Origin of the sequence: Corynebacterium sp. HMSC071B10, from assembly GCF_001814825.1 — a bacterium.
Taxonomy (GTDB): Bacteria; Actinomycetota; Actinomycetes; order Mycobacteriales; family Mycobacteriaceae; genus Corynebacterium.
Genome location: NZ_KV817993.1, coordinates 99,526 through 111,841 on the forward strand (window position 1 = coordinate 99,526; position 12,316 = coordinate 111,841).

The 12,316-nt window shown below is 67.1% G+C and carries 12 protein-coding genes; 1 reads left to right on the plus strand and 11 read right to left on the minus strand.

Annotated features, from left to right (window positions below):
* Window positions 1-8 precede the first annotated feature (8 nt).
* The 11 genes from HMPREF2990_RS03585 to metK all read right to left on the minus strand — a co-directional run bounded on the left by HMPREF2990_RS03585 (window position 9) and on the right by metK (window position 11,021).
* Window positions 9-605 (minus strand): PH domain-containing protein, encoded by a 597-nt coding sequence (locus HMPREF2990_RS03585; protein WP_083316987.1) that lies wholly within the window; start codon window positions 603-605, stop codon window positions 9-11.
* Window positions 606-671: 66 nt separating this feature from the next.
* Entirely contained in the window at window positions 672-1,157 is a 486-nt protein-coding gene (gene ribH, locus HMPREF2990_RS03590) for a 6,7-dimethyl-8-ribityllumazine synthase (protein WP_070762734.1), read from the minus strand.
* 63 nt (window positions 1,158-1,220) lie between these two features.
* Window positions 1,221-2,507 carry a bifunctional 3,4-dihydroxy-2-butanone-4-phosphate synthase/GTP cyclohydrolase II gene (locus tag HMPREF2990_RS03595; protein ID WP_070762735.1) on the minus strand — a complete coding sequence of 429 codons (1,287 nt, stop codon included), beginning with the start codon at window positions 2,505-2,507 and terminating at the stop codon, window positions 1,221-1,223.
* Window positions 2,500-3,135, minus strand: coding sequence for a riboflavin synthase (locus HMPREF2990_RS03600; RefSeq protein ID WP_070762736.1), 636 nt, complete (start codon window positions 3,133-3,135; stop codon window positions 2,500-2,502). Before HMPREF2990_RS03600 ends, HMPREF2990_RS03595 begins: the two co-directional genes overlap by 8 nt.
* Before the next feature lie 12 nt (window positions 3,136-3,147).
* Window positions 3,148-4,170 carry a bifunctional diaminohydroxyphosphoribosylaminopyrimidine deaminase/5-amino-6-(5-phosphoribosylamino)uracil reductase RibD gene (gene ribD / locus HMPREF2990_RS03605; protein WP_070762737.1) on the minus strand — a complete coding sequence of 341 codons (1,023 nt, stop codon included), beginning with the start codon at window positions 4,168-4,170 and terminating at the stop codon, window positions 3,148-3,150.
* Complete coding sequence (rpe, locus tag HMPREF2990_RS03610) at window positions 4,167-4,835, minus strand: ribulose-phosphate 3-epimerase (RefSeq protein WP_038590773.1); 669 nt, start codon at window positions 4,833-4,835, stop codon at window positions 4,167-4,169. Before rpe ends, ribD begins: the two co-directional genes overlap by 4 nt.
* A gap of 10 nt (window positions 4,836-4,845) precedes the next feature.
* Window positions 4,846-6,273, minus strand: coding sequence for an RsmB/NOP family class I SAM-dependent RNA methyltransferase (locus HMPREF2990_RS03615; protein WP_070762738.1), 1,428 nt, complete (start codon window positions 6,271-6,273; stop codon window positions 4,846-4,848).
* Window positions 6,270-7,202: a methionyl-tRNA formyltransferase gene (gene fmt / locus HMPREF2990_RS03620; RefSeq protein ID WP_070762739.1), complete on the minus strand. Its 933-nt coding sequence runs from the start codon at window positions 7,200-7,202 to the stop codon at window positions 6,270-6,272. Before fmt ends, HMPREF2990_RS03615 begins: the two co-directional genes overlap by 4 nt.
* Window positions 7,203-7,703: a peptide deformylase gene (def, locus tag HMPREF2990_RS03625; protein WP_070762740.1), complete on the minus strand. Its 501-nt coding sequence runs from the start codon at window positions 7,701-7,703 to the stop codon at window positions 7,203-7,205.
* 44 nt (window positions 7,704-7,747) lie between these two features.
* Window positions 7,748-9,754 (minus strand): primosomal protein N', encoded by a 2,007-nt coding sequence (locus tag HMPREF2990_RS03630; RefSeq protein WP_070762741.1) that lies wholly within the window; start codon window positions 9,752-9,754, stop codon window positions 7,748-7,750.
* 52 nt (window positions 9,755-9,806) lie between these two features.
* Complete coding sequence (metK, locus tag HMPREF2990_RS03635) at window positions 9,807-11,021, minus strand: methionine adenosyltransferase (RefSeq protein ID WP_070762742.1); 1,215 nt, start codon at window positions 11,019-11,021, stop codon at window positions 9,807-9,809.
* A 747-nt stretch (window positions 11,022-11,768) separates the two neighbouring features.
* Here metK and HMPREF2990_RS03640 point away from each other — a divergent pair.
* Window positions 11,769-12,316 (plus strand): hypothetical protein (locus tag HMPREF2990_RS03640; RefSeq protein ID WP_141757788.1); only part of this gene is annotated, 548 nt, incomplete at its 3' end.

Sequence of the window (12,316 nt, forward strand, 5' to 3'; positions counted from 1 at the left end):
TGCGCTGCTTATGCCGCGGTGTCCTCCGGCATGTACTTCGCCTCGAGGTCGCGGAACTTTGCGACGGTCTCAAGCGCGTGCTCCTTGTCCCCCGCCTGGATCGCCCACAGGGGCACGTACTCAAACTCTGGCAGCTCCAGGCGCGCCATGCGCGCGCCCTTGGGGAAGGACAGCCCGTAAATCACCAGCCAAGGGTAGAAGCGCGTGCCGATGATGTTGGCTACTTCCACCCCGTCCTCGTTGACGCGGACGCGCGGCCGAGTCAGGCAGATCCAGGACACGATCGAGATGACGATGCCGACGCCAACGAAGGCGAACTTATCGATCCCGGTAATGGCAACGCCGGTGAACTCCACGTCCACGACCGAGGCCATGAAGAAGTGCACCGCCATAACCAGCACGATCCACGCGACGGCCACACGGCGCAAGAAGCGCGACTTGACGGTGAGCTCCCAAGGCTTCGTCGAGGTCAGCGCGTGGGGGTCGAGGGCGTTGAGGTAGACGAGCTCCTCGTCGCTCAGCTTGCGCGTCTGCGTCGCATGCTGCGCGTCGTTTACCTCCCCCGTTGCCCCGGAACCGCCAGTGGACCCTGTCTCCCCTGTCACGCGAACGTCCTTTCCTTCCCGCGGCCCGCACGTCGAGCCTGCGCTACCGTCAACTACCTTGGGATCCTAGTCACGGGCGCGCAGCGCGCGCACCTTTCCCAGCTCTACCGCCGCGCCGAGCGCCGCGCGAACTGCGGCCTCGCCCTTGTCCTCCTTGGCGTCCTCACCACCGGAGCGCTCGTAGGCCTGGTCCTCATCTTCCACGGTGAGCACACCGTTGCCCACGGGCGTGCCCTCGTCGAGGGCGACGCGGGTCAGCCCGCTGGTCACCGAGTCGCAGACGACTTCGAAGTGCGGCGTCTTGCCGCGGATCACGCAGCCGAGCGCCACCACGGCGTCGTAGCGGCGGGCGCAGGCCTGCACCACCACGGGCAGTTCCATTGCGCCGTCCACCAAGTACTCGTCGGCCTTCGCGCCGAGCTCGCGCGCCGTGGCCAGCGCTCGCTCGCGCAGGGTATCGACGATCCGCGCATTCCAGCGCGTGGACACAATTGCCACCGTCAGGCCCTCAGCCTGCGGCGAATAGGGTTCCGGCTCACCAGAGGAGGCCATAAGTTTTCCACTCCATTCGAGTCGTCGCTTCTATAGACAGGCGTCTTTTGAGAATACGTGCAGTCAGCCCGCCGAAGGCGCACCGCCACCGGCAGTCGGCGTGTGCGCATCCAACCACTGCGCAACGCCCGGCAGGTCATGCCCCATCCGGTCGCGCTTGGTGCGCAGGTAGCCGATGTTGTCGTGCGAGGGCACGATCTCAATCCGGGTGCGGCCGGCAACCTGCGGGCCAAACCCGCTGAGCGCGTGCACCTTGTCCGGGTTGTTGGACAGCAGCTGCATGGATTCGATGCCCAGGTCGGCAAGGATTTGGCCGGCGACTGAGTACTCGCGGGCGTCGATAGGCAGCCCCTGCTCTAAGTTTGCATCCACCGTGTCAAGGCCCTGGTCCTGCAGCGCGTAGGCCTGCAGCTTGGCCAGCAGGCCGATCCCACGGCCTTCGTGGCCACGGACGTAGACCACCACGCCGCGGCCGGATTCGTGGATGCGGCGCATGGACTCGTGCAGCTGCGGGCCGCAGTCGCAGCGGGCCGAGGCGAAGGCGTCGCCGGTCAGGCACTCGGAGTGTACGCGCACGAGCACGTCGTCGGCACTAGCGAGCTGCGCTGGATCACCAGCGATGAGCGCGACGTGTTCGGTGCCGTCGATGTCGTTGCGGTAGCCCACGGCGTGGAACTCGCCGAACTCGGTGGGCAGGCGCGTCTCGGTGACGCGAGAGACGAAGCGTTCGTGGCGGCGTCGATACGCAATGAGCTGGTCAATCGAGATCATCACCAGGCCGTGGGTGTCGGCGAATTCGCGCAGCTCGTCGAAGCGGGCCATATCCGTCGGGTCCTGCTCGGAGACGATCTCGCACAGCGCGCCCGCCGGACGCAGCCCCGCCATCCGGGCGAGATCCACGCTGGCCTCGGTGTGCCCGTCGCGGGCGAGCACGCCGCCGGGCCGGGCGCGCAGCGGCACCACGTGTCCCGGGCGGGTGAAGTCGTTCACGGTGGTCTCGGCGCTGGCGAGTCGGCGCAGCGTCTCGGCGCGCGAGGTCGCGGAAATGCCGGTCGTGCCGGTCGCCGCGTCCACGGTCACGGTGTAGGCGGTGCCGCGGGCGTCCTGGTTGCGCGCCACCATCGGCGGCAGATCGAGCCGATCGGCGTCCTCGTTCTCCAGGGCGACGCAGATGTAGCCGGAGGTGTAGCGCACCATGAAGGCCACGAGCTCGGGCGTGGCGGCTTCAGCGGCGAAGATGAGGTCGCCCTCGTTTTCCCGATCCTCATTATCCACCACAACCACCGCTTCACTGCGGGCAATGGCGGCGATGGCATCCTCGACAGCATCCAAGCGGGAACCGTTACTCATAGTGGTTTACCTTAGCCCGCACCATATTTTCCACGTACTTGGCTACCTGGTCGACCTCCAGGTTCACCGGATCACCAACGCGCAGCTCGCCCGCGGTGGTTTCTGCCAGCGTGGTCGGGATCAGCGAAACCTCGAAGAAGTCGTCCCCCACCGCAGACACGGTCAACGAGGTGCCGTTGACCGCGATCGAGCCCTTCTCCGCCACGTAGCGGCGCAGGCCCTCCGGCAAGCTGAAGCGCAGCACGTCCCAGCGCGGCCCCGGCGTGCGCGACAGCAGCTCGGCCACGCCATCCACGTGGCCCTGCACAATATGCCCACCTAACCGATCGCCCACTTTCAGCGCCCGCTCAAGGTTCACCCGCGTCCCTTCCTGGTTCGCCAGCCCGAGCCGGGTGCGCCGCATCGTCTCGGGCATCACGTCAGCCCAGAAGCGCTCGGGGCGCGGCTGCCCCGCGTCGACCGTCTCCGGCAGCCCGGTCACAGTCAGGCACACACCGTCGACGGCAATGGAGTCGCCGTTGCGCGCATCCTCGGTCACCTTCGGCGCGCGGATGCACACGCGCGCATCCGTCTCGCCCAGTTCCACGGCCTCGATCGTGCCGACTTCTTCAATCAGTCCGGTAAACACTGCGTATCCTGCCTACTTCTCCTGCTCAAGTAAATCTTTTCGTGCCATCTCGATGAGCACATCTTCACCCAGCTGTGTCACACGCTCGATGCGGAAGCGCTGCGCCTGGCTCATCGTCGTGGCCAGCGGCCCACCGAGCACCCCGCGCCCAGCGCCGAGCAGCGCCGGGGCAACATACGCCTGGATGCGGTCGACGAGCCCCGCCGCCACGAAGCTGTGCGCAAGAGACGCGCCGCCTTCAACGAGCGCGTCGCGCGCCCCGCGCTCCCACAGCGCCGCCAGCGCGGTTGCCGGATCCGGGTACTGCGTAAAGCCGAGGCGCGCGAGGTTGCCCGCGACCTTGCGGCTGCCCACCACCACGCGCTCCGGCTGGGTGGGGTACAGTTCGCCGTCCGGGCGTCGCGCGGTGAGCTGCGGGTCGTCCGCGAGTGCGGTGCCGGTACCCACGATGATCGCGTCGCGCCGCGCCCGATCAAGGTGTACGTGCGCACGCGCCGCCTCGCCAGTAATCCACTTGCTCGTCCCATCGGCCGCAGCGGTAAACCCATCGAGGGTCGCCGCATACTTCCAGGTCACTGCGGGCCGCTGCATGCTTATCGACGCCCACCACGCCCCCAGCGCCACCACCTCCCGCGCCTCGTACACCACCTGCACCCCAGCACGCCGAAGCACTTCCGCACCCCCAGCAGCCTCTGGGTTCGGATCTTTGGTGAGGTAGATGACCTGCGCTACGCCCGCCTGTATGAGCGCGTACGTGCACGGACCCGTGCGCCCCGTGTGCGCGCAGGGCTCGAGGGTCACAATCGCGGTCGCGCCCTGCGCCCGATCGCCGGCAGCAGACAACGCGTTGACCTCGGCGTGCGCGCCACCGGCGGGCGAGGTCGCGCCTACGGCGATGAGGTGCCCCGCGGCGTCGATAATCGCGCAGCCAACCGGCGGATTCGGCGAGGTCGTGCCCCGCACGCTCTCACCTGCGGAAACCGCCGCGGCAATGCCCGCCTCTACCGCGGCTGGATGCGGCCGTACGTTACTCAGTTGGCACCGCCGCGCGCCTCTTGGGCGAGCTCGCGCAGACGCTCAACCGCCTCGGCCGGGTTGTCCGCACCGAAGACCGCGGAGCCCGCCACGAAGGCGTCGACGCCGGCCTCCGCCGCCTGCGCGATCGTCGCGTTCGCGATGCCGCCGTCGATACCAATGATCGTGTCGAGCCCCTCGGCTTTGATGTGGTCACGCAGCGCCATGACCTTGCCAAGCACCTCCGGCATGAACTTCTGCCCACCGAAGCCGGGCTCCACGCTCATCACCATGACCTGGTCAAACTCGCCCACCGAGTCCAGGTAGGGCTCGATCGGAGTGCCCGGCTTGACCGCAAAGCCCGACTGGACGCCGAGCTCGCGGCACTGCCGCCCCGCCGCCACGTGGTCTCTGGTTGCCTCCACGTGGAAGATCATGCGGTCCCCGCCTGCCTGAACGTAGGTGGGAAACCAGCGCTCCGGGTCTTCGATCATCAGGTGCATGTCCAGAAACTGGTCCGTGACACCGTCGACGGCCTTAGTCACGTCGGGGCCGAAGGAGAGGTTAGGCACGAAGTGACCATCCATGATGTCCACGTGGATCAAGTCCGCGTTGGGCACTTTGCGCACGTCGTTGCCCAGGTTTGCGTAGTCTGCGGCGAGAATTGATGGGGCGATGTAGATCATGGTGCTAAGCCTACTTCTTCCGCAGCACCGCGAAGAACATTGCGTCGGTGCCGTGGCGGTGCGGCCACATCTGCACGCTGCGCGCCTCGCCGGTTTCGGTCATGCCGCAGGCGTACGGGCTCGCATCGAGCTCTTCGACCTCGCCGCGCCCAAGCGCGTCGTCGACCACTCCGCGTGTCTCGCGCACATCGGGCGAGCAGGTCGAGTAGATCACGACACCGCCGGGACGGGTAAGTGAGATCGCGGAGGCCAGCAGCGCCTTCTGCAGCGGAACCAGCTCGTCGATGTCGCTTTCCTGCTTGGTCCAGCGGGCTTCCGGGCGGCGTCGCAAAGCACCGAGCCCCGAGCACGGGGCATCGACCAGCACGCGGTCGTAGCCGGGATTCAGGCCAGGGTCGCGACCGTCCACCGTGTGGACGTTGACCGGCAGGCCCTTCACCGCCTTGCGCACCAGGTCCGCGCGGTGTTTGCTGGGCTCGACCGCATCGACGGTGGCGCCGTCGATACGCGCGAGTGCGCCGATGAGCGCAGCCTTGCCGCCGGGACCAGCACAGAGGTCAAGCCAACGGCCTTGATCGTCGTCGACCGACACCTCGGCGACGGCGCGCGCGATGAGCTGCGAACCCTCGTCCTGCACCGCGGCGAGCCCCTCGCGCACCGGCGCAAGCTCACCCGGGTCCCCCTCATCGAGGTAGACGGCGTAGGGCGAGTAACGTCCCTGCTCGCCGCCGACGGCCAGGGCGAGCTCCTCCGCGCTGAGCTCTCCGGGGCGCGCAACCAGGTGCACACCGGGGCGAGCCGAATCAGCCTCGAGCGCGGCACCCAGCTCGTCGGCCTGGGCACCCAGCGCGGTGCGGAAAGAGCGCGCGATCCACGCCGGGTGCGCGTGCTCGAAGGCGAGCGCGTCGAGTGCGTCCGAGGGCATGAGCCGGTCGAACCACTGCTGGCGCGTCGAGCGCCCAATGGTGCGCAAGATGCCGTTGGCAAAGCCCTTCGCCTTGCCCTGGCCCGCGGCCTCCACGAGGCGCACGGTAGTATCCACCGCGGCGTGCGGCGAGACGCGCGTGTACAGCAGCTGGTATGTGCCAAGGCGCAGGGCGGCGAGCACCCACGGGTCGATCTTATCCAACTCGCGGGAGGAATTCGCCGCGATCACCGCATCGAGCACGCCCTGGGTGCGCAGCGCGCCATAGGTCAGCTCGGTGGCAAAGGCCGCGTCGCGGCCGGTGATGCGCCGCTCGCGCAAAAGACCAGGCAGCACCAGGTTCGCGTAGGCCCCGTCCGTTGCCACGCGGTGCAGCACCTCCAGCGCCGCCTCGCGGGCCGGGTCGTTGATCGCTACTTGCCGCTGCTGCTTCGGTGCGCGCCTACGCGCCGCCGGCGCGGTCTTCTTCGGCTCACGCCTACCCGCGGCACGGGAACGAAATCCGCCACTCACTCAAACACCACTCCTTGCGCTACCACGTCCTGCTGCAAGCCGCGGCCCCAGTCCGCCGCAGCCATCATCTTCTTCCCTGGCGGCTGCACCGTGGTCAGGATCACGTCCTGGGTCCCGGTACCCACGCGCACCTCGTTCTTCTCGACGCTCACGTGCCCGGGTTCGAGCGAGTCCGTCTCGCCGACCTTGACCGGCCCCACCTTGACGCGCTGGCCGTCCCAGGTCGTCCACGCGCCCGGGCCGGGGGTGTGGGAGCGCACCGCGCGGTCGATCTGCTCTGCCGCCGCGTGCCAGTCAATGCGCGCGTTGTCGGTGGTGAGCTTCGGTGCGTAGCTCGCCTCGCCCTCCTGCGGGGTTGGGGCAAGCGTGCCGTTTTCCAGCCCCGTCATCGTCTCAACCAGCAGGTCCGCGCCCGCGTAAGCAAGGCGTGTCAGCAGTGAGTCCGCAGTGTCATCGGCCGCGATGTCCTCGGTGAGCGTGGCGAGCACCACGCCGGTATCCAGGCCCTCGTCGATCCGGAAGGTCGTCGCGCCGGTTGTCGCATCCCCCTCCCGGATCGCTGCCTGCACGGGGGCCGCGCCGCGCCACCTAGGCAGCAGCGAAAAGTGCAGGTTGACCCACCCGTGCGGGGCGATGCCCAGCATGTCCTTGGGGATCAAGTTGCCGTAGGCCACAACTGGGATCGCCTCCGGGGCGAGCTCTGCCAGCCGCGCGCGCACCTCGTCGTTCTCGCGCAGCGACTCAGGTGTGAGCACCTCGATGCCGTGCTCTTGCGCTAGCGCCTTTACCGGCGAGGGGTGCAGCGTCCTGCCCCGCCCACGACGGGCGTCGGGCCGGGTAAGCACCGCGACCACCTCGTGCTCGGAATCAATGAGCCGCTGCAGCGCCACTACCGCGGGCTCCGGGGTGCCGGCGAATACAACTCGCATCTAGTTCTCCTTCCACCATTCGGAAGCGTGAATCGCGGCCATTGCCGCTTTCCGCTCCTCGCGTTCCATCCGCTGCATAAACATGACTCCGTCCAGGTGATCCGTCTCATGCTGGATACACCGCGCAAGCAGCCCCGAGGCAGCGATTGTCACGGGCCGGCCCTGGACGTCATTCCCGGTTGCCAGCACATTCGCCGCGCGCGTGATCGTGCCCTGCACACCCGGGACAGACAGGCAACCCTCGACGCCAGTCTGCGTCTCTTCGCCCACCTGGTGCCACACCGGGTTGACCAGGTGGCCGCGCATGCCGTTGCAGTCGAAAACAAACAACCGGATGCCCAGGCCACCCTGGTTGGCCGCAAGCCCCACCCCGCCGGAGGCATCCATAATGTCCAGCATCTCCGCGGCGGCGTTTCGCAGCCCGTCGCCGAACTCCGCGACAGGGCGCGCAGCCGTCTTGAGAATGGGATCGCCGAAAAGGCGCAAACTCAGCGCAGTCATGTCTGCCAAGTGTACTGACCCACCCCTCCAGCACACTGCAAGGACTACCCCACGTCAATCGGGTTGACCTGGATGCGCAACGGCAGCGTCTGCTTGCGCGCAGCCCGGTGCACCGCGCCCGCTCGCAACGCCCGGCCGAGCTCGGTGCGTCCGCGCAGCGGGGATCGCACGAGCATCCGCTGCGCCTCGCCGTAACGGGGCACGTCCCACTCGCCCGGCAGTGTCACCCCGGCGGGCAGGTCGACAGGGCCCAGCACCTCCGCGTGCTCGGGCAGCTCCACGTGCGCGAAGAAGTCCTCGAGCGCGTGCCGTGGCGCATCCACGACGGCAATGTGCACCGCAGGTGGAAAGCGCGCGTCCCTGCGGTGCGCCAGCTCTAACGCCGCATGGCCCGCCGCGTCCCAGCGGATGAGGTGCTGCACGACCGGCAGCGAAGGATCTGCCACGACCACGACCTCGCCGCCCGCGCTGTGCGGTTGCACGAGCGTGGCCGCCTGCAGCCACTTGGCAAAGGTGTCCTCAGTTGCGCGTAAGTCCGGGCGGTGCAGGAGTGCCCAGACATCCAACAGGATCGCCGCGCCGTAGCCTCCTTCCGCGTGCGGCTCCGCCCCAGGCGTCGCGACGATAATCGCGGGCTCACCAGGCACCGCGTCGAGCACCTTGTCACCCCAAGAGGTGCGCACCCGGAACTGCGCGAACGCCCGGCCGAGCTCCTCTGCTGTCCGCTCGGTGCCCAGCACCGTGGCGCGCACCCGCCGCGAGCCGCACGCAGGGCACACGTGCGCGGGGTCCATCCGCCCGCACCATCTGCAGGTCGGGGCCGCCGCCTCTTCGCCCGAGGGCAGACCGAGCGGCCCGTTGCACCACCTGCAGCGGGCAGGCGTCCGGCACTGCCCGCACGCCAAAGACTGGATATAGCCCGTGCGCGGCACCTGAAAGAGCACAGGTGTCCCGCGCTTGAGCGCGCGCCGGGCGGCCATGAAAGCCTCGGAGGGAAGGCGCGCGTGCCGCGCCCGCGGGTCCCTCTCGAGCGCGATATCGGAATCGCCCGCGGCGTGGATGTACGGACTGAGCTGGCGCAGCACCGGGCGCGGCGCAACCAGTTCGTGCATCCAGCCGGACTCGACGAACAGCTGCGCCTCCGCCGTGCGGGCCCATCCACCAAGTACGAGCGGGACTCGTTCCATCGCGGAGCGGGTGGTGAGCACCTCGCGCGCGTGCACGTATGGCGCGCGGGGATCCACCAGGTTCGCATCGCCGTCGTGCATGAGCACCATCAGCCGCAAGTCGCGTACCGGCGCGAACGCCGCCGAGCGCGTGCCCACCACGATGCGGCCCTGCCCGTGCAAAATCGACAGGTAGCGCGAATACCGGGCCTGCGGGCCCTGGCTCGCCGTCAAGGTGGTCACCTGCTTCGCGCTGACCAGCTCACGAAAGGCTCGCTCGCAATTATCGACGTCACGCTGATCCGGCACCACAATCAACACCCCTCCCCCGTCACGCGCAAGCTTGACGCCCAGGGCCGCGAGCGCGCCCGCCCAATCGTCGCCGGGAGCCACCTGCCAGGCGGCGCGCGCCATCTTGCCTTCCAGTACCGCGTCGACGAAGCTCTCGCCGAATTCGTAACTGCTCCAGGCAGACAGGTCGGGCTCCGCCACCTCGCCGAGCTGCGCCCACGGCGTCGAGGTGTCCGTCTCCTCGGCCTTGGCGTGGCGCGCCGGGATGGCGGCGCGGTAGATGTCTGAGCGGACGCCGGCGTACCGCTGCGCTAAGGCGTCGATAAGCGAGCGAAGCTGCTCTGGAGCGACCTGCTCGGGCGAGATCACCCGCTCGATGAAGCGGAGGCTGCCCTCGTGCGTGGAGGCGGCGGTGCGCTCCAGGACGATTGCGTCCACCAGGCGGCCGGCGAAGCGGATTCGCACCCGCACTCCCGGTTGCGCCGCGTCGGATTCCCCTTCGGTGACCAGGTAGTCGAAAGGGCGATCGAGCTGCGGCAAGCCAAGCAGCGGCAGTACCCGAGCGACGGGAAAGCGAGCGGCAGGCTGGGACATGGTGCCAGATTCTAGCGCAGCGCTGCTCCTCGGCTTGCCCCGCCGGTTGTGGCTACTGGGTCGCGGCCTTGAGCTCCTCGACCTTGTTGAGCTGCTCCCACGGCAGCTCCACGTCGGTGCGGCCGAAGTGGCCGTAGGCGGCTGTCTGCCCGTAGATGGGGCGAAGCAGGTCGAGGTCACGGATGATTGCGGCCGGACGCAGGTCAAAGACCTTGTCCACCGCCTGCTGGATCGACGCGTCGGTGTGCCCCTCGGCTGCCGTGCCGAAGGTCTCCACGTAGAGGCCCACCGGGTTTGCGCGGCCGATCGCGTAGGCAACCTGCACCTCAACACGCTCAGCAAGACCCGCGGCGACGATATTCTTGGCCACCCAGCGCATGGCGTACGCAGCGGAGCGATCCACCTTTGAGGGGTCCTTGCCGGAGAACGCACCGCCGCCGTGGCGCGCCATGCCACCGTAGGTATCGACGATGATTTTGCGACCGGTCAGCCCCGCATCCCCCATCGGGCCGCCGAGCACGAACGAACCGGAGGGGTTGACCAGCAGCTTGGTGTCGTCGGTGTAGAAGCGCTCGAGGCCCGCGTCCTTGATCACCCACTCAAGCACCTGCGTGCGCAGCGCCTCCCGCAGTGCCTCGCCGTGGAAGTCAGGGTCGTGCTGAGTGGAAATGACCACGGTGTCGAGGGCAACCGGGCGGTCGCCGTCGTACGCGAAGGTCACCTGGGTCTTGCCGTCCGGGCGCAAGCCCACGACCGTGCCCATCTTGCGCACCTCCGTCAGGCGGCGGGCCAGGCGGTGCGCGGTGGCGATCGGCAGCGGCATGTACTCCGGGGGCTCGTTCGTGGCGTAGCCGAACATCAGTCCCTGGTCGCCCGCACCAGCCTGGTCATTTTCCTCCGCCGAGGCGTGCTCGCGGACCTCCTGCGAAGTGGTGACACCGTCGGCGATCTCCGCCGACTGGTCCCCGATCGCAATGTTGACGCCGCACGTACGACCGTCGAAGCCCACCTCGGAAGAAGTAAAACCAATGCCCACAAGCTTGTCGCGGACAATCTTGGCGATGTTGGAGTACGCACTCGTCTTGACCTCACCGACCACGTGCACCTGACCGGTAGTCACGAGCGTCTCGACGGCAACGCGGGAAGCCGGATCCTGCTGAAGCATATCGTCCAAAATGGCGTCCGAGATCGCGTCACAGATCTTGTCCGGGTGGCCTTCCGTAACAGACTCACTAGTGAACAAGCGGTAGTAGGGATCAGTAGACAAAACGGTCTCCTCTTTCGATGCAGCAATAACGTGTATTACGCACCCGCGCCAACTGGGAACCACCAGACAACAACGCTGGTCTCACACGGAATCACGGGCAGGCACCGGGGTGCTGCGCGCACGCGTTGCGGCGGGAACTTCAACAACAATAGACCAAGCGGTCTAAATGCGCAATGTTGGCGAGCGGAACGCTTCGCCCTGCACCGAATCCATGCCCCTACCTGGCTTTTCGTGACGCTGGTTGCGATAGCGAAGCGACTGACCTCCATACAGCGAGTTGCCAGACTAATTCCGCAGGGGCGGAAGTTCTTGCCAGCCGACGCGGCGCTGTCCCAGATACCTCGCCGCCCCCCTTCTTGCCCAGCAAACTGCCAGACTAATTCCGCACAGGCGGAAAACCGGGGCGGACTGTTAGCGGCACCTCACCCCCTCACACCCAGCGGACTCCCAGACTAATTCCGCAGGGGCGGAAGTTTGGCCGGACAGATGCTCGCCGAAGCTCAGTCGCAACGGGCATCTCGCCCCCCTGCCTCCCGTCCAGCTGACTCCCAGACTAATTCCGCACAGGCGGAAAACAAGGCCCTACGTTCGAGCCATATAAACACACTGCAAACTCCGGCAGAAACGTGCGCTCACCAGCCATGTTCGAAATGCTAAGCGGCCATGTTAGGAGCGTTTGTTAGCGTGCAGACATTCGACCAACACACCACCACAACACGCCAACACACGCCAAGGGAGCCCACGCCAATGTCCGACACCAAAGCACCACCGAAGACCCCGACCCAGGTCCGAGAAGAAATCATCGGACACTACACCTCCTTGAGCCAACACCACGCCCAAGTACTTACCGCCATTAGCCAACTGTGCGAGCGTGACATCCAAAGCGAATACGCCTGCAAAAGCATCCCCGTCTGGCTCATCCGCTACTGCAGAATGAAAAAATCACGCGCCTACGAATACACCGCAGTCGCGGTCAAACTCCGACGCTTCGCCTACCTCTGCGAAGCCTTCCACCAAGGCAAAATCGACTACTCCACTGTCCGACTCCTGCTCAAACACATCCATAAAGAAAACGAACAACGCCTCGTGGATCTTGCCATCGAACTGGGCTACCACGGCCTCGAAGAAGCACTCGCCGGCCAAAAAGACACCGAAATCAACCCCACGCCACCAGCCAAAGGCCTCCACCTGCGCGAAGACGGCTCGCTCACCCGCGGCTGGTTCACCATGAGCGCGGTCGACGGCGCACAATTCAAGGCCGCACTCGGGCCTGACCCCCGGAAAGTAGACACGTC